General features: G+C 68.6%; 17 protein-coding genes and 1 pseudogene. 8 read left to right on the top strand and 10 right to left on the bottom strand.

What is annotated here, in order from left to right; translation table 11 throughout:
• Positions 1 to 11: 11 nt before the first annotated feature.
• The 3 genes from Q9K23_RS13115 to Q9K23_RS13105 form a co-directional block, all read right to left on the bottom strand.
• A complete protein-coding gene (locus Q9K23_RS13115) occupies positions 12 to 536 on the bottom strand; it encodes an N-acetyltransferase (RefSeq protein ID WP_261977910.1) in 525 nt (174 codons plus the stop codon).
• 339 nt (positions 537 to 875) lie between these two features.
• Positions 876 to 3,068 carry a hypothetical protein gene (locus tag Q9K23_RS13110; RefSeq protein WP_261977911.1) on the bottom strand — a complete coding sequence of 731 codons (2,193 nt, stop codon included), beginning with the start codon at positions 3,066 to 3,068 and terminating at the stop codon, positions 876 to 878.
• A gap of 407 nt (positions 3,069 to 3,475) precedes the next feature.
• Positions 3,476 to 4,471, bottom strand: coding sequence for a stage II sporulation protein M (locus tag Q9K23_RS13105; protein WP_020790195.1), 996 nt, complete (start codon positions 4,469 to 4,471; stop codon positions 3,476 to 3,478).
• 281 nt (positions 4,472 to 4,752) lie between these two features.
• Here Q9K23_RS13105 and Q9K23_RS13100 point away from each other — a divergent pair, with 281 nt between their 5' ends.
• Positions 4,753 to 5,565 (top strand): RDD family protein, encoded by an 813-nt coding sequence (locus Q9K23_RS13100; RefSeq protein ID WP_020792517.1) that lies wholly within the window; start codon positions 4,753 to 4,755, stop codon positions 5,563 to 5,565.
• A gap of 58 nt (positions 5,566 to 5,623) precedes the next feature.
• Here the strand turns inward: Q9K23_RS13100 and Q9K23_RS13095 are convergent, their stop codons facing one another.
• Complete coding sequence (locus Q9K23_RS13095) at positions 5,624 to 6,820, bottom strand: acyl-CoA dehydrogenase family protein (protein ID WP_053777246.1); 1,197 nt, start codon at positions 6,818 to 6,820, stop codon at positions 5,624 to 5,626.
• A 73-nt stretch (positions 6,821 to 6,893) separates the two neighbouring features.
• Here Q9K23_RS13095 and Q9K23_RS13090 point away from each other — a divergent pair, with 73 nt between their 5' ends.
• Positions 6,894 to 7,226: a TfoX/Sxy family protein gene (locus Q9K23_RS13090; RefSeq protein WP_020792520.1), complete on the top strand. Its 333-nt coding sequence runs from the start codon at positions 6,894 to 6,896 to the stop codon at positions 7,224 to 7,226.
• Positions 7,227 to 7,238: 12 nt separating this feature from the next.
• Positions 7,239 to 9,785 carry an FUSC family protein gene (locus Q9K23_RS13085; protein WP_152972731.1) on the top strand — a complete coding sequence of 849 codons (2,547 nt, stop codon included), beginning with the start codon at positions 7,239 to 7,241 and terminating at the stop codon, positions 9,783 to 9,785.
• A 425-nt stretch (positions 9,786 to 10,210) separates the two neighbouring features.
• On the opposite strand, the gene leuS is transcribed toward Q9K23_RS13085, so the two are convergent.
• Positions 10,211 to 13,132 (bottom strand): leucine--tRNA ligase, encoded by a 2,922-nt coding sequence (gene leuS, locus Q9K23_RS13080; protein WP_305950147.1) that lies wholly within the window; start codon positions 13,130 to 13,132, stop codon positions 10,211 to 10,213.
• 148 nt (positions 13,133 to 13,280) lie between these two features.
• On the opposite strand from leuS, the gene Q9K23_RS13075 reads away from it, so the two are divergent.
• On the top strand, positions 13,281 to 13,811 hold the full coding sequence (locus Q9K23_RS13075; protein WP_053777249.1) for an SdpI family protein: 531 nt from the start codon (positions 13,281 to 13,283) through the stop codon (positions 13,809 to 13,811).
• Positions 13,812 to 13,821: 10 nt separating this feature from the next.
• Positions 13,822 to 14,823 carry a bile acid:sodium symporter family protein gene (locus Q9K23_RS13070; protein ID WP_020789530.1) on the top strand — a complete coding sequence of 334 codons (1,002 nt, stop codon included), beginning with the start codon at positions 13,822 to 13,824 and terminating at the stop codon, positions 14,821 to 14,823.
• 153 nt (positions 14,824 to 14,976) lie between these two features.
• Here Q9K23_RS13070 and Q9K23_RS13065 read toward each other — a convergent pair.
• From Q9K23_RS13065 to Q9K23_RS13055, 3 genes and pseudogenes are all read right to left on the bottom strand, one after another.
• Positions 14,977 to 15,342: pseudogene (locus tag Q9K23_RS13065) on the bottom strand (VTT domain-containing protein); the annotation flags it as partial.
• Positions 15,343 to 15,566: 224 nt separating this feature from the next.
• Entirely contained in the window at positions 15,567 to 17,597 is a 2,031-nt protein-coding gene (locus Q9K23_RS13060) for a CocE/NonD family hydrolase (protein ID WP_053777250.1), read from the bottom strand.
• A gap of 131 nt (positions 17,598 to 17,728) precedes the next feature.
• Positions 17,729 to 18,382 (bottom strand): YqgE/AlgH family protein, encoded by a 654-nt coding sequence (locus tag Q9K23_RS13055; protein WP_053777251.1) that lies wholly within the window; start codon positions 18,380 to 18,382, stop codon positions 17,729 to 17,731.
• Between the two features lie 65 nt (positions 18,383 to 18,447).
• Here Q9K23_RS13055 and Q9K23_RS13050 point away from each other — a divergent pair, with 65 nt between their 5' ends.
• A complete protein-coding gene (locus Q9K23_RS13050) occupies positions 18,448 to 19,794 on the top strand; it encodes an MFS transporter (protein ID WP_261977913.1) in 1,347 nt (448 codons plus the stop codon).
• On the opposite strand, the gene Q9K23_RS13045 is transcribed toward Q9K23_RS13050, so the two are convergent.
• The gene (locus tag Q9K23_RS13045) at positions 19,761 to 20,339 is read right to left on the bottom strand and encodes a hypothetical protein (protein ID WP_053777253.1); all 579 of its coding nucleotides are present in this window, start codon (positions 20,337 to 20,339) and stop codon (positions 19,761 to 19,763) included. The two genes, Q9K23_RS13050 and Q9K23_RS13045, sit on opposite strands and share 34 nt — an antisense overlap.
• A 144-nt stretch (positions 20,340 to 20,483) precedes the next feature.
• Between Q9K23_RS13045 and Q9K23_RS13040 the strand changes: the two genes are divergently transcribed.
• Both Q9K23_RS13040 and Q9K23_RS13035 read left to right on the top strand, forming a co-directional pair.
• Positions 20,484 to 21,578 carry an aminotransferase class V-fold PLP-dependent enzyme gene (locus tag Q9K23_RS13040; protein ID WP_053777254.1) on the top strand — a complete coding sequence of 365 codons (1,095 nt, stop codon included), beginning with the start codon at positions 20,484 to 20,486 and terminating at the stop codon, positions 21,576 to 21,578.
• A 173-nt stretch (positions 21,579 to 21,751) separates the two neighbouring features.
• The gene (locus Q9K23_RS13035; RefSeq protein ID WP_059036533.1) at positions 21,752 to 22,681 is read left to right on the top strand and encodes a YegS/Rv2252/BmrU family lipid kinase; all 930 of its coding nucleotides are present in this window, start codon (positions 21,752 to 21,754) and stop codon (positions 22,679 to 22,681) included.
• 96 nt (positions 22,682 to 22,777) lie between these two features.
• On the opposite strand, the gene Q9K23_RS13030 is transcribed toward Q9K23_RS13035, so the two are convergent.
• Positions 22,778 to 24,247, bottom strand: a complete 1,470-nt coding sequence (locus Q9K23_RS13030; protein WP_053777255.1) for a CCA tRNA nucleotidyltransferase — start codon at positions 24,245 to 24,247, stop codon at positions 22,778 to 22,780.
• Positions 24,248 to 24,278 lie beyond the last annotated feature (31 nt).

Below are 24,278 nucleotides of genomic sequence, written 5' to 3'. Positions count from 1 at the left end.
ACGTCACCCTCTCAGAGATAGCTCAGAGATCGTCGAACGGTGCCGCGTAACGGAATACGCCGTCGGGAGCAGGGGGAGCGGTCGAGCAGCAGCGCCTGGAAGTGGCGGCCCCAGGCGGGGTCGGGGGAGTCGATGCCGAGGGCGGCGGCCGGTCCGAAACCGAAGCGACCGTAGAAATCCGGTTCACCCAGGAGAGCGACGACCCGCTCACCGGCGGCTCGGGCGGCGTCGAGCTCGGCGTGCATGAGTGCGGTCCCGATCCCGTGCCCCTGCCGGTCGGGGGAGACCGCCAACGGACCGACGCCGACGGCGGGCAGGTCACCGACATGGCCGCGGGTGCCGATCACCATCCCGACCATCGACCGGTCGACCCACGCCGCCAGCGCCAGCGCCGGGAGAAAGCCGGCGTCGGCGAACAGCCGCTCGGTGAGCCCCACCTCCACCGGCTCGCCGCCGTGGGCCGGATCGGCAAAGGCCCGGCCGACCACGTCGAGCACCGCCGGCAGATCGTCCACGGTCACGGGGTGAATGTCCATGGGGTGGATTGTCGGATGCCGATGGCGGGTGGGACAAGTGGATTTCGGGATTGGCGGGTGGGACAAGTGGATTTCGGGATCGGCCACACGGCCTCGATCGGTCACCGCGTCCGCCGGCGCCGCAGTCATGGCCGCCGACGCCGAGTAGCGGTGCCCGGTCGTTGTCGCAGAGCTGTCCGGTCGTTGTCGCGCAGCTCCGCAGCCGGTGGACGCTCGCTGGTGACGGGTTCGTTTCATCCCCGCAATGGAGCCGAAAGCGCGTGGCGCGACGGCCGATCACGATGCAGACGCCGATGGCCGCCCGACATCACATCGGGCGGCCATCGGCGTCGAACTCGGTCAGCTCTCGGTCGCTGCGGCGTCCGCGCCGCCGTCGGCGTCATCGCCGGTAGACGACGCATCGTCGGATCCGGTGGATGCGCCCGACGGTGTGTCGTCGGCGCTCGGGGCGTCATCGGCGGACGGACTGTCATCGGCGGACGGGGTCACGTCGACGGTCGGCGCGGTATCCAATTCGGCCTCGGTCGACGACGCGTCCTCCGGCACCGCATGCCGCGGGGTGTCGGTGCCGCTGCTGGTGAACTGCGGCGCGTGACCTTCGGGGAGTGCGTGACGCCCGGTGGACGTGGTGGTGTCGTCGGCACCGGCGGTGGCGGCCGCGAGCTGCGCGGCTCCCTGCTCCGCGCCGGTGGCGAGCCCGCCGGTGGTGTCGGCGACCTGCGTCGATGTCTGGGCGACATGGTGGGAGACCTGGTTCAGCGTGGTGGTGGCCGCGTCGGCGATCGCCTGCGAGATCTGGGTGGCGGTCGGGGTGACGTAGGTGGTGAACAGCGGGTCGAGGACTTTGACGAGAGTGCCGATCGGGTCGCTGAGCACCCCGTTGGTCGGATCCTCGATCTGTGCGAGCTGCAACAGCAGCGCGGGGGTGAGCGTGATGACCGACGTCGGGACGTCGCCGAGAATCCCCGACAAGGCATCCGGGATCGCCGTCGACCCGGAACCCCTGGGGGCCGAACCCAATTGGAATCCCGGCAGACCGACACCCATGAACGACGGACCGCTCACACCGATCCCGTTGGGACCGAGGTTGATCGAACCCAGGGAGTACACCAGCGGGATGGTCGTGTCACCGATCGTGACGGCAGCGACGGTCCAGCCCGAGTTGTAGGCGGCACCGTCGGGTCCGAGGTGACTCGACTCCAGCAGGCTGGTGCGCTCGAAGCCCAGACCCAATCCGGGGATCGACATGGTGAACGACCGGGATCCGAGCACCGAATCCACGGTCTGGCCGCTGCTGGTCACCAGTCCCGGCGTCCGCTGCATCCCGGTGGTGAAGAGGTTGTCCGGCAAGCTGATACCCGCGGCGTACAGCGGGACGGAGGCGACGTAGTCGTCGGCACCGCCGGTGCCCGGCACCACGACCTGGGTGGCGGCGGCCAGCCAACCGGCCGTGCCGCCGAGCGGCCCGGTGTAGGTGCCGCCGGCCTCGCGCTGGATGACCGAGAAGCCGCCGACGTCGATGCCGTCGAGCGCCGACAACGCGCCGGGGATCGCGGCATTCGGGTCGTAGGTCGTGGTGTGGACCTGGTTCCCGTTCTCGTCGGTCTCGCCCTCCCATTCGGTGTCGTAGATGGGGAGTTCCTGGGTGACTTCGGGAATGGCAGGAATCGTCACGCACTTCTTGATCCCGAAGACCGTGACGCATTCCTGGCGGGAGGGCTGTGCCGGGACGATGACGACGGTCTGCGACCCCACCTGGACCAGATGGGTCGAACCGTTCGCCACCACCAGCGCATCCGGCTGGTTGAGATTCTGGGCGAACAACGCCTTCAGCTGTTCGGAGGTCATCCCGTTCAGGGTGACGCGCTCCTGGTCGACCCAGGTGGTGCCGGTGGCACCCAGCCAGGCGGTGGTACCCGTCCAGTTGGACGTGGTGTGTGTGCCGGACCAGAAGCCCAGGGCCTCGTCGAACGACGGGATGCCGGTGAGCTCACCGGCATGCTGGACCACCTGGTCGCCGCCCAGCGTGCCGGCACCGTCGGCCAGGATGTTCTGGATGACGGTGTTCGGGTTGATGAGGTTCAGCTGCGCCCAGGCCGAGGTGATCTGGGCGAGCACCCCGGCACCGCTGCCGAGGGTTCCGGCCAGCGGCAACGCCGACACAGCCTGCGCGACCTGCGGACTGATCCCCGACAGCGCCGTCGACGCACCGGGGACATGGCTCGTGTCAGGCACTGCGAGCAGCAGCTTGCCGCCCTCGGTGAGGGCCTGGATGACGTTGAGCTGTTCGGTCGTGGTGGACGATGCGCTGGTCACCACCGGCACCCAGCCCTCGGGCAGGATCGAACCGACCGGCGCGAGCAAGGCGATCTGGGCACGGCCGAGGTCGTCGGCGATGACGATCAGATTCTCGGTGGTCGCGTAGGCGTCCTGTGAGATCTGTTGCGACTGGATCGACTCCGCGTAGGCCTGACCTGCGGTTCCCGCCGCGATCGCGATGCCGGCACCCAGGGCGACGACGGCCTTCTGCATTCGTCGTGACCTTCGGTCCTCGGCGCGTTCGCGTGCGCGTCGTTCTTTTCGGTTTGCCGGCGACAGCATCATCGGTGATCCCTTCGTCGAAATCGCTCTCGATTTCGAATCAAATACACCACGGCAAACAATCGCAACTCGCCTCGGGAAAACTCGTCCGTTGGAAGGAACAACGAAGGCAGTGAATGTCATTCATTCGGACGAATCGTTACATTCATTGACCGACAACACATTCAGGGACAGCGGAATCCACCTCGATGTACCGCACAGAGGGCTTCGGCGTCAGTGGTTTTCGGTGTCAGGGGATTTCGGTGTCAGGGGACTTCGAGGTCAGCAGATTTCGAGGTCAGCGGATGTCGGTACCGGGGGAGCCCGCTACCGCGACGACGACCTGGTCACACCGCAGTTCACACCGTGGACGGTGCATAGAAATCGCGGTCGGCCTCATCGATGTCGCCGCGTTCCCCCTCGTGGTGAGCCCACCGGCCGATGACGAAGACATAGACGAAGAAACCCACCCACACCGCCACACCCACCGCGATCCGCGCCCAGGTGGGCAGGGAAGAAGGGGTGACGAATGCCTCGATGATGCCCGTGATACCGAGCAGCACAACCAGTCCGAGCGCGATTCCGATCGCCGCGCGGCCCTGCTCGGCCAATGACTGCAGTCGCGGTTTGTCCCCCGGGGCCACCCACGACCAGAACACCCGCAGACCCACACCCGCGGCGACGAACAGACACGTCATCTCGAGGAGACCGTGCGGCGTGATCAGACCGAAGAACACATCCGCACGACCGTGCCGGATCATGATCGACCCGGTGATCGCGAGATTCATACAGTTCTGCCACAACACGATGATCACCGGGAACCCGAAGACACCGAAGGCGATACACATCGCGGCCAGCCAGAAGTTGTTGGACCAGACCCGGAATGCGAACGCCGACGCCGCATGCTCGCTGTAATAGTCGGCGAAGTCGTGATTGACGAGCTGCTCGATCTCGGCCGCCGAGCCGAACGCACTCTCCACCCGCGGATGCTCCAGGAAGTGCCAGCCGAGTGCCACCGTGACCACCATCGAGACCACCAGCGTCGTCAGCCACCACCACCTCATCGCGTACAAGGCCGCAGGAAAGGTCCGGCCGAAGTACCGGCCGAGGGCCGACCACGTACCCACCCGAGTACCCGCCGCCCGGTTGCGGGCCTTGGCCAGAAGCGCCGAGAGATAACCGACGAGTTCCGGATCCGGCGCACTCGACCGGATCACCGACAGCTGCGTCGCAACGCGCTGATAGGTGTCGATCAGTTCGTCGGATTCGGCTGCGGTCAACCGGCGTTGCCGCGTCAACGTCTCGAGCCGATCCCACGACGGACGCTTCGCGTTCACGTAGGCATCGAGATCCACCCCGCCAGCCTAGTGTGTGCACCCGCATCCGCCGATGCACTCCAGTCGATCAACCGACGCACATGTGTGCCCGGCACCGATACAGTGTGGCCATGCAACCGCCGGCGCCCCATCCAGCTGCGCCGCATCCTTCTGCGCTGCCTCCTTCTGCGCTGCCTCCTTCTGCGCAATACCCCCCTGCGCCGTACCCCCCTGCGCCATACCCCTCTGCGCCGTATCCGGCGGCCTCGCTCCCGCCGGGCCCGTTTCCCCCCGGCGTCCGGCCCGTCCCACCGCCGGGAATGTGGGGTCGGGGAGGCAGCGCGACGGTCGGCGTCGGCCGAGACGATCTGGTCTCCGGCGAGGCCGTCGCACTGGAACTCCCGGCGGCGTCGGTGGGTCTGCGCATCCTGTCCGGACTGATCGACGTCATCGTCGGCATGCTGGTGCTGGTCCTGCTGATCTATCTGTCGTTCAAACTCGCGGCCGGTGTCGACGACGCCCTGTTCGCCGCCTGCCTGACCATGTCCACCGTGCTCGCGTGGTGCGCACTGCCCACCACGGTGGAAACCCTCACGCAGGGAAAGACACTCGGCCACCTGGCCACCGGGATGCGCACCGTCCGCGACGACGCCGGACCGATCGGCTTCCGCCACGCCCTCACCCGCGCACTGATCGGCACCGTCGAGATCTACACGTTCTTCGGGGTTCCGGCCCTGATCAGCGCAGCCGTCAACCGCAAGAACAAGCGCATCGGCGACATGATCGCGGGCACCTACGTGGTGCGCGACCGGCATTCGATCCGGATCGTCGAACCGCCCGCCATGCCTGCGGCACTACGGGAATGGGCGCGCGTCACCGACATCGGGTCGATCCCGGACCCCGTCGCGGGAACCATCCGCAAGTTCCTGATCCATCGTGAGCAGTACACGCCGCAGGCACGAGTGGCGATGGCCGAACGGCTGACCTACACCGTCGCACCGTTCGTGGCACCCGCACCACCGCCGGGTGCACCGTTCGAGGATGTCCTCGCCGCGATCATGGCCGAACGCCGCAACCGCGACACCGACCGGATCAGCCGCGAAGACCGGCTTCGAGAACGCCTGCTGCGCTGAGGAACCCGACGTTCCCCAGCGCCTGCGCCCTCCCGGATCGGTATCGATCCGGTCGGCGCTACTTCAGATCGGTACTGGACTTGCCGAGGACCCGGCGCGCGATGATCAGCTGCTGGATCTGCTGAGTGCCCTCGAAGATGTCGAGGATCTTGGCGTCACGCGCCCACTTCTCCAGAAGCATGGTCTCCGAGAATGCCGCCGTCGCACCGATTTCCACGGCCTTGTTGGTGACCTCGGTGACCATGCGACCGGCCTTGGCCTTCGACATCGACGCCTGCAGCGAGTTGGGTTCGGCGTTGTCGGCCATCCACGCCGCCCGCAGGGTGTGCAACCACGATGCCTCCCACTCGGATTCGAGCCGGATGAACTCGGCGACCGCCGCATGCTGCCCGGCAGCCGGGGCGTCGTAGTCGATCTCGTGTCCCGCGGCCTCGATGATCTGCCGCAGCTCCTCGAGGGCGGCCCGGCCCACACCGACGGCCATCGCGGCGACCACCGGACGGGTGTTGTCGAAGGTCTGCATCACCCCGGCGAAGGCCTTCTTGGTGTCCACCTCGGGGGAGCCGAGCAGGTTGTCGGCGGGCACGCGGGCGTTCTCGAACCGGATCACGGCAGTGTCGGAGGCGCGGATGCCCAGTTTGTGCTCGAGCCGCACCACGGTCACACCGGCGGTGGTCATCGGGACGACGAAACTCTTGATCGCGGCCCGGCCGGCGGTCTTGTCCACCGTCGCCCAGACGACGACGTGGTCGGCGCGCGAACCCGCGGTGACGAAGATCTTCTCACCGTTGATCACATAGTCGTCGCCGTCGCGGGTGGCCGTCGTCGACACCGCCGCGGAGTCCGAACCGAAGCTGGGTTCGGTGATCGCCATCGACGCCCAGACCTCACCGAACCGTTCGAGCTGTTCCGGAGTGGCCACCGCGGCGATCGCCGCATTGCCCAGGCCCTGGTTGGGGATGGACAGCATCAGCGCGACGTCGCCCCAGCCCATCTCGACGCCGTTGAGCACCGCGCGCATGTTGGGCCCGTTGACCACGTCGGAGTCGGTGGACGACGACCCGCCCTTGTCGGCGGCTCGGGCCTTGTCGCGCGCGGCGCGAACGAGTTTGCCCAGGTCGTCGAGTTCCTTGGGGTACTCGTGCTCGGCACGGTCATAGGTGCGCGAGATGGGGCGGAAGATGTGCTCGGCTGCGAGGTGGGCTTGCTCGACCGCCGAATCGAACTTCTTCGGGAGCTCCAGGTTGATCGCCATGCCGGTTATCTTACTCAGAAGTAAGGTCGAGTCCACCCCCACTCCCGACCGCGGGCACGCCTACTCTCGATGAGTGGCCTACGACGAGGAACTCGCCTTTCGCATCCGTGCGCTGCTGGCGACCGAGTCCAACGTGGACGAGAAGCCCATGTTCGGCGGACTCGCGTTCCTGATCAACGGCAACATGGCCGTCACCGCGAGTTCCCGGGGCGGGCTGATGGTGCGCGTGCCGCCGGAACAGACCGAATCGCTACTCGAGTTCCCGCACACCTCGCCGATGGAGATGTCCGGCCGCGAACTGCGCGGCTGGATCCGGGTGTCCGACGAGGGCGTCCGCACCGACCGGCAGTTGACCCGCTGGGTCACCCTCGGTTCCGATTTCGCCCGCAAACTCCCGGTCAAGTAGCCGCCGACCACAATGCCCAGCGCACCCGGCATGATCCCGGTGTCCGCTTCGCCGGATCCCGCACCCACCGTCACCCCGCGACTCGGCCTCGCCTTCTGGCGCACCGTGGTCGCCGCCGACCCGGGCCACACCCGTCTGGTCAACGCCACCGCCGTGGCGTCGGCCGTCCTGATCGCGGTGGTGGTCGCCGCCATCACCCTGACCGCCCTGCACCAACCGCTCGACCTGCTCGTCATGGCCGGAATCCTGACCATGATGGGCACCGCCCAGGCCAAGGACGCCACCCCCCGGGCACGTGTCGTCACCGCGGCCATCCTGCCCTTCCCGGCGATGGTGGGCGCGACACTCGCCGTCACACTGTCGGGGCATCGGCCCGCCCAGATCGCCGCGTTCATCGTGGTGGCCGGCGTCGCGACCTGGCTGCGCCGATTCGGTATCCGCGGCGCCGGCGCCGGCATGGTCGCGTTCTACGGCTACTTCTTCCCGCTGCTGCTCAAGGTGCCGCTGCACGAGCTACCGCTGGTGCTGCTGGTCATCGCGATCTCGCTGGGCTCGGGTCTCGTCGTGCGCCTGGTCTTGCTGCGCCAACGACCCCGCCGGCAGATCGTGCTGCTCCTCGACGAGTTCCGGGCCGCGGTCGCGACCGCGGTCGACACCGCCCTCACCGCCCCGACCGACCCACATGGCGAGCACCAGGTACAGACCCTGATGAGCCGGCTGTCGGCGGTCGCGCTCGCCATCTCCGGCTGGCGGCGGCGGTTCGCCACCCACGACATCCTCGGCATCGACGACGCGGACCTCTCCCGTGCGGTGTTCGACGCCCAGGTCGCCGTCGAGCAGGCGATCCCGGTGGTGTGGGACCTCCGCCGACGTGGGGGCGATCCCGCCGACCTACCCGCGGTGACGGCCGCGATCGGGCGTCTGCGCCGCGAACTGGACGGCACCACGACCTCCGGCTCCGGCACGCCTGCCACTCGCGCACCCGCTGTCGGGGTACCTGCTGTCGGGGTCCCCGCGGCCGAGGCGCTCGCGGCGGTGGATCTCTCTGTGTCCGTGCTGGGTGCTCCCGCCGTGGATTCTGCTGCGTCTGAACCTGCTGCGTCTGAACCTGCTGCGTCGGATTCCGCTGCGTCTGAACCTGCTGCATCTGCACCTGCTGCGTCGGATGCTCCGGCCGCCCGCACGGCTCCTGCGTCATCCACCCGTACAGCGACCGGCCCCGGGACCGCTCGGGCGGCAATCGGCTCGTTGACCGTCATCGTCCTGGACGCCACCACCGACGCCATGACACGACTCCGCGCGCTCGAGTCGCCACGGCCCACCGCCGATCCCGCACCGACCGCTCCTGTATCCACCGCCTCCCGGCCCACCGCCTCTGCATCCGTCGCCTCTGGGCCCACCGCAGCTGGGCCCACCACACCCGTACCCGAGCCGCGTCGCTCCTGGTTCGCGCGGCTGCGCGCCACCCGACCACCACACCTGTCCGACGTCGCACCGACCACCCGGATGGCGGTGCAGGTGATGGCCGCGACAGGGCTGGCCACCATCGCCGGGGAATGCATCTCCGCCTCGCGGTGGTACTGGGCGGTGCTCACCGCATTCGTCGTGTTCGTCGGCACCACGTCCCGGGCCGGCATCCTGACCCGCGCCTACAACCGCGTGCTCGGCACCGCCGGCGGTATCGCGGTGGGTGGCGGGGTGATGCTCGCGGTGAACCATCACGTCACCATCGAACTGATCCTCTGCGTGGTGTGCGTGTTCCTCGCGTTCTACTTCGGGCCGTTGCACTACTGGGCGCTCGTCGGACTCATCACCGTCATGCTGGCCTCGCTCTACGACCTGCTCGGCATCCTCGACCTCCGACTGCTCGAAGAGCGGATCGAGGAGACCCTCGTCGGCGCGGTGATCGGCGTGGTGTGTGCCTATCTGCTGTTCTCGGCCAACTCGCGCAGCGTCCTCACCGGCAAGGTCGACGCCTACCTCGCCGCGCTCGGCGATCTGGTCACCACCGCCACCGACCACATGGCCGCACCCAGCGATGCCGGCACCGAATCGAGCTCGGCCACTGCCGATCTCACCGCAGCCAGCCATGCACTCGATGTGGCCACCGCGGGCGTCGACAGCGCCGTGGGCGCCATGTCGCTGGCCTTTGCCGCCGGACCCACGTCGACAATCGCCCACCGCGACCTGCTCGTCATGACGCAGACGACCCGGTGCGCCCACCAGCTCGCCGAATCCGTGATCGCCTTGTGCACCAGCGATTCTGGCGACTCCTCCGACGCCGACGGGCCGTTCACCGGCGACGACGCGGCGGCACTCCGGCACGCCGTCGACCGCATCCGGTCCGACATCAACGCGATCAGCCCTGCGCTGCACGATGTCCGGCATGTCGACGGCGACGTCCGGCGCGTCCCCGACACCGTCGTCGTCCGCCTCGTCACCGAGCTCGACCTACAGCCGGGAACCCGACGCACCGCCGCGATTCTGGCGCTCTCCCGCCTGCGCTGCGCACTCCTGCAACTTCCCGGCGTGGATTCCGACACCGGCCACCGGGACTGATCGGTTCGGTCAACGGGGTCGGGTACCCGGTCAACGGGGTCGGACGCCCAGTCAACGAGATCAGGCGCCCAGTCAACGCAATCGGGTACCCAGTCAACGAGGTCGGACGCACGGTCAACGGGGTCGGACGCCCACTCAACGAGATCAGCCGCCCGGTCAACGCAATCGGGTGCCCGGTCAACGAGATCAGGCGCCCAGTCAACGCAATCGGGTACCCAGTCAACGAGGTCGGACGCACGGTCAACGGGGTCGGACGCACGGTCAACGGGGACGGGTGCCCAGCCAACGAGATCGGGTGTCCAGTCAACGAGATCGGGTGTCCAGTCAACGAGATCGGGCGCACGGTCAACGCGGTCAGGCGCACGGTCAACGCAATCGGGCGCCCGATCGGTGTGATCGGGCGCCCGATGGACGTCAGGGGTGGATCAGGGGACCACGTTGACCATGCGGCCGGGAACCACGATCACCTTGCGGGGCTCACCGTCGAGCAGCGCGACGATCTTCTCGTCGGCCAGTGCGGCGGCCCGCAGGGTCGCCTCGTCGGCATCGGGGGAGACCCGGATCCGGCTGCGCACCTTGCCCTTCACCTGCACCGGGATCTCGATGGACTCCTCCACCAGCCACTTGTCCTCGGCGGCCGGGAACGGTCCGTGCACCAGCAGATCCGTGTGGCCCAGACGATTCCACAGCTCCTCGGCGATGTGCGGGGCCAGCGGCGCGAGCATGGTGACCAGCTGTTCCACCACATCGCGTGGGGCACCGGACTTCTCGAAGTTCTTGGTCAGGTGGTTGGTCAGCTTGATCAACGCCGCGACGGCCACGTTGTTGCGCAGCTCGGCGAAGTCCTCACGGACCTGGGCGATGGTCTTGTGCAGCAGACGCAGGGTCTCGTCGTCGGCGTCGACGTCGGCGACCCGCACGGCGCCGGTCTCCTCGTCCACCACCAGACGCCACACCCGCTGCAGGAACCGCTGCAGACCCACGACATCCTTTGTCGCCCAAGGGCGCGACTGATCCAGCGGGCCCATGTACATCTCGTACAGGCGCAGGGTGTCGGCACCGTAGTCGGCGGCGATGTCGTCGGGGGTCACCGAGTTCTTCAGCGACTTGCCCATCTTGCCGTACTCCTGGTTGACCTCGGCACCGTCGTAGAAGAACGTGCCGTCGGTCTCGGTCACCTCGTCGGCGGGCACGTAGATGCCGCGCGCGTCGGTGTAGGCGTACGCCTGGATCATGCCCTGGTTGAACAGCTTTCGATACGGCTCACTGCTGGTGACGTAGCCGAGGTCGAAGAGCACCTTGTGCCAGAACCGCGAGTACAGCAGGTGCAGCACGGCATGCTCCACACCACCGATGTAGAGGTCCAGGCCGCCCGGATCGTTCGGGCCGTGCAGCTGCGGGCGCGGACCCATCCAGTAGGCCTCGTTCTCCTTGGCGCAGAACTCCTCGGAGTTGGTCGGGTCGATGTAGCGCAGCTGATACCAGGAGCTGCCGGCCCACTGCGGCATCACGTTGGTGTCGCGGGTGTAGGTCTGCAGGCCGTCACCCAGATCGAGCTCGACGGTGACCCATTCGGTGGCCTTGGCCAGCGGCGGGCTCGGCTCGCTGTCGGAGTCGTCCGGGTCGAAGGACACCGGTGCGTAGTCGTCGACCTCCGGGAGCTCCACCGGCAGCATCGATTCCGGCAGCGCATGCGCATTGCCGTCGGCGTCGTAGACGATCGGGAAGGGCTCGCCCCAGTACCGCTGACGGGCGAACAGCCAGTCGCGCAGCTTGTACTGGATGGTGCCGGAGCCGGTGCCGTCGGCCTCGAGCCGCTCGATCATCGCGGCCTTGGCCTCGTCGACCCGGAGTCCGTCGAGGAAACCGGAGTTGACCAGCGGTCCGTCACCCACATAGGCCTCGTCGACGACACCCTGATCCGACCCGATCACCTCGATGATCGGCAGACCGAAGACGGTGGCGAACTCGTGGTCGCGGCCGTCGTGGGCGGGCACGGCCATGATCGCGCCGGTGCCGTAGCCCATCAGCACGTAGTCGGCGATGAACACCGGGACCTGGCGTCCGTCAACCGGATTGGTGGCGAAGGTACCGGTGAACACACCGGTCTTCTCCTTGTTCTCCTGCCGCTCGAGATCGGACTTGGCGGCGATCGACGCACGGTAGTCGGCGATCGCGGCGGCCGGGGTGGCACCGCCACCGGTCCACCGGGTGTCGGTGCCGGCGGGCCACTCGGCCGCGGTGAGCGCATCGACCAGCGGGTGCTCGGGGGACAGCACCATGTAGGTGGCACCGAACAGCGTGTCGGGGCGGGTGGTGAAGACCTCGATCACCGCCTCGGCGCCGTCGGCGGTCGCGATCCCGGGCACCGGGAAGCGCACCTGCGCACCCCGCGAACGGCCGATCCAGTTGCGCTGCATGGTCTTGACCTTGTCCGGCCAGTCCAGCAGGTCGAGATCGTCGAGCAGGCGATCGGAGTAGGCGGTGATCCGCATCATCCACTGCCGCAGGTGCTTACGGAAGACCGGGAAGTTGCCGCGATCGGACCGGCCGTCGGCGGTGACCTCCTCGTTGGCCAGCACGGTACCCAGACCGGGACACCAGTTGACCAGCGAATCACTCTGGTAGACAAGGCGGTACGAGTCGACGACGGCGGTCCGGTCGGCGGGCGAGAGATCGGCCCACACGCGGCCGTCGTCGAGGGTGCGGGTACCGGCGTCGAACTCGGCGACCAGCTCGGAGATGCGGCGTGCCCTGCCCTGCTCGGCGTCGTAGAAGGCGTTGTAGATCTGCAGGAAGATCCACTGCGTCCACCGGTAGAACTCGACGTCGGTGGTGGCCACCCGGCGGCGCTCGTCGTGGCCGAGGCCCAGGCGGCGGATCTGCGCGAGGTAGCGCTCGATGTTGGCCTCGGTGGTGGTGCGCGGGTGGGTGCCGGTCTGCACCGCGTACTGCTCGGCGGGCAGGCCGAAGGAGTCGAAGCCCATCGTGTGCAGCACGTTCTTGCCGGTCATCCGCTGGTAGCGGGCGAACACGTCGCTGGCGATGAAGCCCAGCGGGTGCCCGACGTGCAGGCCGGCGCCGGACGGGTACGGGAACATGTCCTGCACGAACACCTTGTCGGCGGCCTCGGGGCCCGAGCCGTCGAAGGCCGACATGTCACCGGCCAGCGGACCGACCGGGTTGGGTGCCTCGTAGGCGTGGCGCTCGGTCCACTGCTGCTGCCAGCGGCCTTCGATCTCACCGGCCAGGGTGGCGGTGTACCGGTGCGGATTCGCCGTGCCGCCGTCGCCACCGGAGGCGGTGGGTGCGGCGGTGTTGGTGCTCGAGGTATCGGCGCTAGTCACCCCACCAGCGTAAATGAGCACCCGAACGCCGCCGACGCGGTGGGGGGCGCCACGGGACCCGGTTTCGCCGGATCCGATTTCGGGGGAATCCGGTTTCCCCACGTCGGCCGGTTTCCCCGAGTCGCCGCGGTGATCGTATGGTGGTCTGGTGAGTGTTGTGTCCATTGTCGTCGCCGTCTGCGTGTTCGCCCTCGCCCTGGTGTGGGTGGTGGTAGGCGTCGCCGGGCTGCGCGGCACCCTGCGACGCAACCGGTGGCTCGGTGTCCGCTCCACCGAGACCCTGCAATCCGATGAGGCCTTCGCCGCGGCCAACCGTGTCGCCGCACCCGGCACCCTCGGTGCCGCCGTGATCCTGATCGGCGGGGGACTGCTGACCCTCGGCGTCGGCAGCGGCTGGTCGGTCCTGTTCGGGCTCGGTGCCCTGGTCGCCGCACTGGTGATCGTCGGCATGGTCAGCGGTGTCGCCGTGCGATCGGTGCGCTGGATGCTGACCGAGCACGACGCCGCGGGCTGTTCCTGCTGTTCCGGTGGCGACGCGCATGCCGCCGACGGCCATGCCGCACAGCCGGCCGCCGCGAGCACTGGGGCCGCCGCGAACGCCGACGCCTGCGGTGAGTCGAGCTGTGGCGCGTGCACCCTGCGCGACGCCTGCAGCCGCGACACCGCCGTCCAGGCCTGATCCCCGGCCCGTGCGTGGTCTGCTGAGTCGATCCCCGGTCGACGGATTCGTCCTCTCCATCCTCGCCGCGGTCGTCGTCGCCGCGTTCTTCCCCGCCCGGGGGACCGTCGCCGACGTCCTCGACTGGGTGGTCGTGGTGGCCATCGGCTTCCTGTTCTTCCTCTACGGCGCCCGGCTGCATCCCCGTCAGGCGCTCGAGGGCCTGACCCATTGGCGTCTGCACCTGCTGATCCTGGCGTTCACGTTCGTGGTGTTCCCGCTGGTCGGGCTGGCATTGCAGCCGGTCCTGCGGCCGCTGATCGGCCACGATCTGGCGATCGGTGTGCTCTACCTGTGCCTGGTGCCGTCGACGGTGCAGTCGTCGATCGCGTTCACCTCGATCGCCCGCGGCAACGTGCCCGGTGCCATCGTCAGCGCATCCGCGTCGAACCTGCTCGGGGTGGTGCTGACACCGCTGATGGTGGTGCTGCTGATGAGCAACACCAACGGGGTGCACATCACCGGCAGTTCCATCCTGAAGATCCTGCTCGAGATCCTGGTGCCGTTCATCGTCGGCCAGCTGTGCCGGCCGCTGGTCGAGGGATTCTTCCAGCGATTCGCCGAACCCACCAAGCTGGTCGACCGCGGCTCCATCGTGCTGGTCGTCTACGTCGCGTTCAGCGAGGGCGTCCGCAACGGCATCTGGTCGATCGTCGACGCCTGGCAGGTGATCGCGATGACGGTGATCGCCACCCTGCTGGTGGTGGTGATGCTGTGGCTGACCGGCTGGTTGCCGCGGCGGCTCGGCTTCGCCCGCGAGGATGCGATCGCCATCCAGTTCTGCGGGACCAAGAAGAGTCTGGCCACGGGGCTGCCGATGGCGACGGTGCTGTTCTCCGGCTCAGTGGTCGGGCTGATCGTGCTGCCGCTGATGATCTTCCACCAGGTCCAGCTGATCATCTGCTCGTGGCTCGCGAGTCGGTATGGCCGCGAGGCCGACGCCGCCGAGGCCGCCGGCGAACCCCTGCGCTGACGACGACGTGTCGACCGGGGTCTCCACCACCACCCGATGGCGTGATCGGTAGGCCTTGACCAGTGAATACACCAGCACCACGGCGACCATGCCGAGCACCGCGTACAGCAGGATGGTGGCGCCCAGCACCGCACCGGCGAAGTACCCGGCCAGCAGGACCGTGGTGGCCCAGCTGACCACGCCGATCACATCGGCCACCCCGAACCGGACGAACCGCATCCGCGACATCCCGGCCACCCGCGGCACCAGCGTCCGGACGTAGCCCACCCAGCGCCCGGTGCTGACGACGATCATCCCGGACGAGTCGAGCCGCTGCTGCACCTGCTCCCAGCGGTGCTCACCGAACTTCTGGCCGAGCGCAGAATCCTTGAGCCGATGCCCGCCGACCCGTCCGAACCAGTACCCGGTGATATCGCCGGCCACCGCACACACGCACACCGCCACGATCAGCAATCCGACGTTGGCCGGGCCCACCGCCGCGGCCACACCGGCGGCCAGCAGCACCGCCTCACTCGGCATGATCAAACCGGCGATCAGCACCGCGGTCTCGGAATACACCACCGCGCAGGCGATCAGGTACACCGCCCACACCGGCACCGACCGGATGAGCTCGATGAGCCAGTCAGCCAACGCGGTCACACCCCGAGAGTAAACCGATCAGAGGAACATGCCCGAATCCGTCTCATCGCCGTCGTCCGCGGTCCTGACCGGCACTGCACCACGCGACGACCGGCAACGGTAACTCACATCGGCGTGGACAGGGGCAGGTTCACGAAGCTGGGCCGGTTCGGATCGAGCTGGATGTGCTCGGGACGCAGCTGCGACTCGTTGAGCAACGGGCGCAGCGGCAACCCGCGCGGCAGGTTCATCGCGAACACGTCCACACGCAGTCGGTGCCCGGCACGGATGAGCGCCTCGGTGGGCAGCAGCCCGATGTCGACGGACACCGCCTTGCCGGGTGTCACCGGCTGCCGGGAAGCGAGGGTGAGCTCGTAGAACGGGTCGATCACGTCACCGTTGGGGGCGAACTGCGAGCGGCTGCGGTCGTAGGCGCGCAACGACGCCATCACCTGGCCGGAGCTGATCACCTTGGACGTCCCGTCGGGTGCGACGTCGTTGAGGGTGGCCGTCCAGTAGCCGTCGGTCGCGTCCATCACCGCGTTGACGCGCACGGACGAATAGCCGCTCACGCTGCGCGTGGTCGGCACCGGGGCACTGGTGAAGCTCAGTGCGTTGCGCTCGGAGATCCGCGCGTCGTCGGCACAGAACCCGAACACGGCCGTGGCCCCGGCGGTCTGCTGGGCGGAGTCACGAGAACACACGGTGAGCACGCCCGGGGAGATGGTCATCCGGCCCCGCGACGACGGCACCGCGGTGGTGAGGCTGCCGTCGGCGACGGCATGCGGTGCGGTACCGCTGCGCTTGTCGCCCAGGTAGAGGCGCTGACGGGTCATCCCGGCGCGGGGGAACTGCTGTGCGGTGATCCACGGGTCACCGACCTGCTTCAGGTTGACCGGGCCGTACTCGTCGATGCCGTTGTGGACGCCCTTGAGCCAGCGGTCGAACCACGCCTTCTGCAGCACGTCCAGGCGCGGCGGGGTGCCCGGCCGACCCTGTCCGCCGCCGATGGTCAGGTGGTAGCCGTCGCCCATGATCAGTTGCTTCTTTCCCGGCGGCAACGGGATGCCGTTGTACATCTTGACCTCGCTGTTGGTGAACAGATCGAACCATCCGCCGTAGATGAAGGTGGGGGTGGTGATCCGTTCGGCATGCGCCTGCCACGCCTCGCGGGGAGCGGTGCCGTTCGCCAGCAGGTCACCGAGCTCCGGCGGGATGGACCGCACGTCGGGGGTGAGCAGCGCCGCGAACAGCTGTGGATAGAAGGTCAGCGGATCGGAGATGCGGTCGGCCAGCCACTTCCAGTCGAAGGTGCCGTTCAGCATGGACGCCACGTTCGGGATCATCTTGCTGGTGTTGATCAGGGTCAGCCACATCGGCAGGAAGCCCACGCCGAGCGCGCCACCGGGGGCGACGATGTCGCGGATCAGATCCCCACCGGGCTCCACCGGGAAGATCGCCTTGAGTGCGGGTGGACGCTTGTTGGCGGCCTGGATCTGGTTGATCGCCGAATAGGAGACACCGGCCATGCCGACGTTGCCGTCGGACCAGCGCTGGTGTGCCGCCCAGTCGATCACCTCGACGGTGTCCTGCTGCTCACGCTGCTGGAAGACATCCCACCTGCCCTGCGAGAACCCGGTGCCGCGGACGTCGACGACCACCATCGTGTAGCCGCTGCGGACGAGGTCGTAGTCGACGGCGAAGGTGCGGGCACCGCCGTCGTGCAAGGTCTGGGCGATGTCGGTGATGCCGTCGATCGGGGTGCCGTGCAGATCGATCGCCCCGGTGATCTGCTGCAGGAACGGTTCGAGTACCGGATGCTGCAGCGCCGCGGCGCCCACCGCGCTGACCAGCTTGGTGTAGGGGGTCATGTTCACGATCACCGGGGTCTTGCCGGTTATCGGACGCTGCGCGGCATTCGCCGGCCGGTAGACATTGGCCCGCAGGACCGTGCCGTCGCTCATCCGGATCGGGACGTCCCAGGTGATGGCGACCCCGGCATTCGGCTGCGGTCCGTCGTGGGATGCCAGCCAGCGCTGGGCCGCGGCCCCGCCGTCGGGCGTGGACGCCAGCGCCGCCCCCGGCCCCGCGACCAGTGTCATGATCACGGCCGTCACCGATGCCATCACGACGCCCAGCGCACCCCGAACCCGCATCCCATGACCCCCGAACTGAGACGATTTCGCAGAACGATATCAGTCGGGTGTGACACCGATCACCGATGTCCGAAAGGTGGGGTTCAGGTCATCACACCGGACGGGGCGTGCCGTGGGCAGCCGCAGCCGGGTCAGTTCACCGACGTGTCCAGGGGGTGGGTGGCCAGCAACGACAGCGGCCAGGGCTGGCGGCGCAGCACCTCCGACCACAGGTCGGCGGCGGGCGGGGCGAGAACGTCACGGGCCAACGCCGAGCCCAGCACCCAGCTGTCCTGGTCCATCTCGGCGTCGAGCTGCCCGATACCCCACCCGGCATATCCCGCGAAGATCCTGATTCCTTCCAGGACGGTCTCCAGCTGTTCCGGGTCGGCGTCGAGGTCGACCAGCGCCACCCGTCCGGCGACCGGCCGGATCGCCTCGAAACCGGTGATGTCGGCACCCGGTTTGATCACACCCAGGCACAGCGCGGAATCCTGCTTGACCGGACCGCCGACGAACAGTGCGCGCGGGGAGGCGGCGAGATCGGTCCACGCCGGCATCACGTTGTGCACCGCCGTCTGGCTCATCCGGTTGATCACCACACCGAGACTGCCCGCATCGTTGTGCTCGATCACATAGATCACCGTGCGCGCGAAGGTCGGCTCGAGCAGATCGGCCGAGGAGATCAGGAGTGCGCCCGCCCGAACACGATTCGCCGATTCGATGTCCCGGGCCGCGTCTGCTGTCCCACCGGGCAGATCAGGGGTCGGATCGTCCGCGTCGTCACCACCGTCCACAGGATTCATTGTGGCATGTCCCGCCGGGCGACGATCGGTAATATGGTCCGGTGACATCAGGCAGGACTCATGGCGTGTCCTCCTTCCATACCTTCGCCGCGTCGTTGCGTCATTCGCCGGGCCTCGGCCGGCTGCTGGCAGTTCGTCTGATCAGCCAGTTCACCGACGGCGTCTTCCAGGCCGCGCTGCTCGGCGGTGTCCTGTTCAACCCGGAACGCCACGCCGACCCGCTCGCCGCGGCGCTCGGGTTCGCGGTGCTCCTGCTGCCGTATTCGATCATCGGGCCGTTCGCCGGTGCCCTCCTCGACCACTGGGACCGACGCATGGTGCTGCTGTGGGCCAACGTGGTGCGGGCCGCGATGATCGCGGTGGTGGCCGTGGTGATCGCCGCGGGCAGTCCCGACGTCGTCGTCCTGACGAGCGCACTGCTGGTGACCGGGGCCAGCCGGTTCGTCGCGTCCGGGTTGTCGGCGGCGTTGCCACATGTCACCCATCGCGACGTGATCGTCGGCACCAACGCGCTGTTCACCACCCTCGGCGGCGCGATGCTGTCGGTGGGCGCGGGTGTGGCCCTGCTCGTCCGGATGATGGTCGGCGACGACAACGTCGGCAGCGCGGAGACCGCGATGGTCGGCGTGCTCGCCGCGCTGCTCGCCGCCGCGGTGGCCCGACGCTTCCCACCCCGGCAACTCGGACCGGACGAGCCCGACGACGCCGGGCATTCGGCCGTCCACGCGGTGGCCGTCGGCTTCCTGCACGGTATCCGCGCGGTGGTGCACTGGCGCTCGGCCGCGGCAGCGTTGTCGGCGATCGGTTTCCATCGCCTCGTCTTCGGGCTCAACACCCTCACCCTGTTCGTCTTCGCACGGCAGGCCGGTCAGGGTGACGGTCTCGGCCGGATCGCGCTGGTCCTCGGCTGCGTGGGCGCCGGCGCCTTCCTCGCCGCCATCACCACCCCGATCGCGGTGGCCCGGATCGGTCGGCGGGCCACGTTGATGTCGGCGCTCGCCCTCGGTGCACTCGCACAGCTGGCGCTGCTGTCGTTCTCGATGACGGTGTTCTGTGTGGTGGCCGTCGTGATCGGCCTGGTCGGTCAGACCGCCAAACTCTGCGGCGACGCCGCGATGCAGGTGGACGTCGAGGACACCGTCCGCGGACAGGTGTTCTCCGTGCAGGACGCCGTGTTCAACGTCGCCTACGTGGTGGCGATGATCCTCACCGCGCTGGTCATCCCCGCCGACGGGAGGTCGGTGGTGCTGGTGCTGGTCGGCGTGGTGATCTACCTGCTCGGCGTGCTCGCGGTGCGGTGGATCCATCCCGTGCACCTGCCGATCCCGACCGACCCCGAACCGGATACGGCATCGGTCGGCGACGCACCCGGCGGACCTCATCGGCCGAACCCCGGCGCCGACGCGTCGTAGGTGGTGTCGGCGACGCCATCGGCATCGGTGTCGATCAGTACGCGGTCGGGGTCTCCGTCTCCGTCCTCGTCGACGTAGAGCCGACGACCCCCGAGTTCACCCGCACGCGGCGCGACGTCGACGATCTCGATGTCGGGGGAGCCGTCGCCGTCGAGGTCGTGTGTCTGCACACGCGTGGCACCCGGCGGTCCCGGCTCCGCGGGCGCATCCGTCCCGGTCGGCGGGTCGGTCCGGGTGTGCGGTGCCGGTGTCGCGGACCCGCCGGTCTCCGCCGGCCGCCCCACCGCGATCCCCCAGATCCCCGTCCCCCGATCCCGATAGAACGCATCGGGTTCTCCGTCGTCGTCGGTGTCGAGTGCGGCGACGTCGGCGATCCCGTCGTCATCGGTGTCCCACATCAGATCGTCGATGCGACCGTCACCGTCGAAGTCCAGCCGCACCGCCTCCGCGATACCGTCGGCGTCCGGATCGGCGTCGGCGGGGCTGTGCCAGGCGGTCGGTTCACCGTCGCCGGTGCCGAACACGTACTCGATGACCGGATCCATGAGTCTTGGACGCAGCGGGGACCTCCACGGTTCCCCCGACCTCCACGGTTCCCCGGACCTTCGCCACCCCGATCTTCACCACCCCCGACCTTCACCACCTCCGACCTTCACCGGCTCGGATGGCACACGGTAGGTTCAGAAACCATGTACGTCAGCGTTCTCGGCGAACACTTCCACCGGGCGCGACTCAACCCTGCGATGACACACCTGGATTCGGCGTCGGCCGGCCGGTCGTCGAATGCGGTGATCGGCACCATCTCGGCACATCTGTGGCGGGAGGCCGAACGCGGATCGTATGTGGCGGCCGACGACCGTGCCGACGAACTCGCCCGCGACACCCGCGACCTGGCGTCGCTGATCGGGCACACCGCCGACGAGATCACCTTCCGGGAGAGTGCCCGCGCCGCGCTGCGCGCGCTGCTGACCGGCTGGAGTCTGCCGGTGTCGTCGACGGTGTGGGTCGCCAAGAACGAGTTCGGCCCCAACCTCGTCGAATTCGACCGTCGGGGCTACTCCGTGCGCCCGCTGCCCGACGGGGACGTGTACGGGCACGTCGACGTCGACGCACTGGAGAACATGCTGCAGTTCGAGCAGCCCGACTTCATCCACATCTGCCACGTCGGCTCGATGTCCGGGGTGGTGCAACCGGTGCCGCGGATCGTCGAGGTGGCCCATGCCGCGCGGGTCCCGGTGGTGGTCGACATGGCGCAGTCGGTGGGGCACGTCCCGACCGTCACCGGCGCGGACGTGGTGTACGGCACCAGCCGCAAATGGCTCACCGGGCCGCGCGGTGTGGGTTTCCTCGCGGTGCGACGCGACTCCCTGCGCTCGGTGGACATCGACAGTTCCGAGGCATTCCTGGCCGGACGGCTCGGGCTGGGTGTGGCCGTCGCCGAACTGCAGCAGGTCGGCCAGCAGCGTGTGTACCGCGAGCTCGCAGCCATCGGCCGGGCCACCCGTGAGCGCCTCGACGGGATCGGCAGCTGGGAGATCCTCGAGCCGGCCGACGAACCATCGGCCCTGGTGACGCTGGGTCCGCCACCGGGATGGCAGAGTTCCGACGTCCACGCCGCACGGGATCGGCTGTTCGAGGAGGTGGGGATCCTGGTGACCGCCGCCGACTCCTGGCGCGCACCGCTCGCCGGTGACCAGACCGTGCTGCGGATCAGTGGGCATCTCGACGTGCAGCGCGAAGACCTCGACCGGCTGGCCGACGCATTGCGCACCATGGGCTACTGAGATCGAGGGTGTCGGGGGCGGGGTCCGCGGGCTCGATGCCGCGTCGGATTCCGGTCGATCCGGACACCCTCGGCCACACTGTCCAAACCGACAATTCGGCTCGTTGACGATACTGCGGGTGTGGCACACTCTAGCGAACCGCCATCACCGACCCCGGGACCCTGCAGGCGCCAATGACCGTGAGCACCACCCCTGTCGATCACGTGACCGTGATCGCCAATCCGCATTCGCGCCAGGGCGCCGGCCGGCGGATCGCCCACCGGGCCGTGGGGGCGCTCCGCAGCCTCGGTGTCGGCCACGAACTCGTGCTGACCGCCGATGCCGCACATGTCCTCGAGGCCGCCGGGACCGCCGCCCGCGGTGGGACCGGTGCACTCGCGGCGTGCGGCGGTGACGGAACACTGCGGCTCGTCCTCGAGGGATCGTTCGGATCGGGTACCCCGATCGGGGTGATCCCGGCCGGACACGGCAACGACCTCGCCCGCCACCTCGACATCCCGATCGACGACCCCGACGCGGCCGTCGCCGTCATCGTGGCCGGGCACCGGCGCACCGTCGACCTCGGTCGCGTGACCTTCCCGGACGGCACGTCCAGCCTGTTCGCGTCGGTGGCGGCGACGGGCTTCGACGCGCTGGTGGCCGCCAAGTCGCTGCGGATGAGCTGGCCCCGCGGGCAGTTCCGGTTCCCGATCGCCACGCTCCGCTCGATGAACGTCCTCGACTCTCGGCACTACTACGTGCGCGTCGACGAAGAGCATTCCGAACACGACCTGATGTTCGCGACCATCGGCAACGCCAACAGCTACGGGGCGGGGATGCGGGTGACCCCGGACGCGTCGATGGAGGACGGGATGCTCGACGTGACCCTGGCCGGTCCGCCGCGACGATTCGCCCGGCTCACCATGGCCCGCAATCTGCCGCGCATGTATTCGGGACGACACATCGAGCATTCGCGGGTCACGACCCTGCGCGGCCGTGAGGTGGAGTTGTACTGCGATCCGCCGGCGCCGGTGAGCGTGGACGGGGACGTGGTGGGACACCTGCCCGCGGTGTTCGAGATCGTGCCCGCCGCGGTGGAGATGCTCACCCACCCGGACGACTGAGTCATCGCCCGCATCGAGCCGGCCGCAAGCCCCGACCTCGATCCTCGGCGAAGCCGACCTCAGGCCTCCCGGCGACGCATGCCGCTCGTGCCCGGCTCAGCCCTGCTGCTCGGCCCACCAGACGCGCAGCGCCTCCTCGGCCTCGTCACGGCTCAGCGGACCCCGGTCGAGACGCAGTTCCTTGAGGAATCGCCATGCCTGTCCGACCGCCGGTCCGGGCGGGAGTCCGAGCAGCTCCATGATCGCGTTGCCGTCGAGATCCGGTCGCACCCGGTCGAGGTCCTCGGCGGCCTGCAGGGCGGCGATCCGCTGTTCGAGATCGTCATAGTTCTCCTGCAGCCGGCGCGCACGGCGACGGTTGCGGGTGGTGCAGTCGGCGCGGACCAGTTTGTTCAGGCGGTCCAGTAGCGGTCCGGCGTCGGTGACGTAGCGCCGCACCGCCGAGTCGGTCCAGGCGCCGTCGCCGTAACCGTGGAACCGCAGGTGCAGGAACACCAGTGTCGCCACGTCCTCGACGATCGCCTTGGGATACTTCAGCGCCCGCATCCGCTTGCGGACCATCTTGGCGCCGACCACCTCGTGGTGATGGAAACTGACCCCACCGTTCGGCTCGTGTCGGCGCGTGTCGGGTTTGCCGATGTCGTGCAGCAGCGCCGCCCACCGGAGCACGAGGTCGGGGTCGCCGTCCTCGAGGTCCATCGCCTGCCGGAGCACGGTCAGCGAATGCTGGTAGACGTCCTTGTGCTGGTGGTGCTCGTCGATGGTCAGGCGCATACCCGGGACCTCGGGGAGGATCCGGTCGGCCAGGCCGGTGTCGACCATCAGCTCGATCGCCTCGATCGGATGCTCGCCGGTGATCAGCTTGTCGAGTTCGGCGTGGACCCGCTCGGCGGTGATCCGCTCGATCTCGACGGCCATGTCGGTGATCGCCTGTGACACCCGCGGGGCGACGGTGAAGCCCAGCTGGGAGACGAAGCGCACGGCGCGCAGCATGCGCAGCGGGTCGTCGTCGAAGGACTCCTGCGGGGTGGCGGGGGTGTCGATGATCCCGGCCAGTGCCGCCGACATCCCGTCCAGCGGATCGTGGAAACCCTCGGCGCCGTCGCGGCCGATCCGGACGGCCATCGCGTTGATGGTGAAGTCGCGGCGGACCAGGTCGTCGTCGATCGACTCACCGAAGGTCACCACCGGATTGCGACCGACCCGGTCGTACTTGTCGGCGCGGTAGGTGGTGATCTCCAGGATCAGATCACCCTTGCGGGCGCTGACCGTGCCGAACTCGATGCCGGCATCCCAGAGTGCCTCGGCCCAGCCGGACAGAAGCCCTTGTACCTGCTCAGGGCGTGCGTCGGTGGTGAAGTCGAGGTCGGTGCCGAGGCGGCCCAGCACGGCGTCGCGTACCGATCCGCCGACGAGGTAGAGCTCGTGTCCGGCGTCGGCGAACAGCACGCCCAGCGGTTGCAGGATGTCCGACATCCCGCGCAGCGTCACCGCTGCCGCGGCCAGCAGCCGCGTCCGGCGCTCGTCGGTGTCCCCGGTCGGCACGCCCCCGGTTCGGTCTGTCACGGCACGTCAGCCTACCGGCGTGCCCGGTCCC

This window comes from Gordonia sp. NB41Y (assembly GCF_030718915.1).
GTDB lineage: Bacteria > Actinomycetota > Actinomycetes > Mycobacteriales > Mycobacteriaceae > Gordonia > Gordonia desulfuricans.
Note: the sequence above shows the minus strand (reverse complement) of the source record. Positions and strands in the feature narration are given on the sequence as shown.

Bases quoted from the DNA above. Each gene is read 5' to 3' on its own strand.
- Q9K23_RS13115 (WP_261977910.1), bottom strand. From the start codon at position 536: ATGGACATTCACCCCGTGACCGTGGACGATCTGCCGGCGGTGCTCGAC.
- Q9K23_RS13110 (WP_261977911.1), bottom strand. From the start codon at position 3,068: ATGCAGAAGGCCGTCGTCGCCCTGGGTGCCGGCATCGCGATCGCGGCG.
- Q9K23_RS13100 (WP_020792517.1), top strand. From the start codon at position 4,753: ATGTGGGGTCGGGGAGGCAGCGCGACGGTCGGCGTCGGCCGAGACGAT.
- Q9K23_RS13095 (WP_053777246.1), bottom strand. From the start codon at position 6,820: ATGGCGATCAACCTGGAGCTCCCGAAGAAGTTCGATTCGGCGGTCGAG.
- Q9K23_RS13085 (WP_152972731.1), top strand. From the start codon at position 7,239: ATGCCCAGCGCACCCGGCATGATCCCGGTGTCCGCTTCGCCGGATCCC.
- Q9K23_RS13060 (WP_053777250.1), bottom strand. From the start codon at position 17,597: ATGCGGGTTCGGGGTGCGCTGGGCGTCGTGATGGCATCGGTGACGGCC.
- Q9K23_RS13055 (WP_053777251.1), bottom strand. From the start codon at position 18,382: ATGAATCCTGTGGACGGTGGTGACGACGCGGACGATCCGACCCCTGAT.
- Q9K23_RS13045 (WP_053777253.1), bottom strand. From the start codon at position 20,339: ATGGATCCGGTCATCGAGTACGTGTTCGGCACCGGCGACGGTGAACCG.
- Q9K23_RS13040 (WP_053777254.1), top strand. From the start codon at position 20,484: ATGTACGTCAGCGTTCTCGGCGAACACTTCCACCGGGCGCGACTCAAC.
- Q9K23_RS13035 (WP_059036533.1), top strand. From the start codon at position 21,752: ATGACCGTGAGCACCACCCCTGTCGATCACGTGACCGTGATCGCCAAT.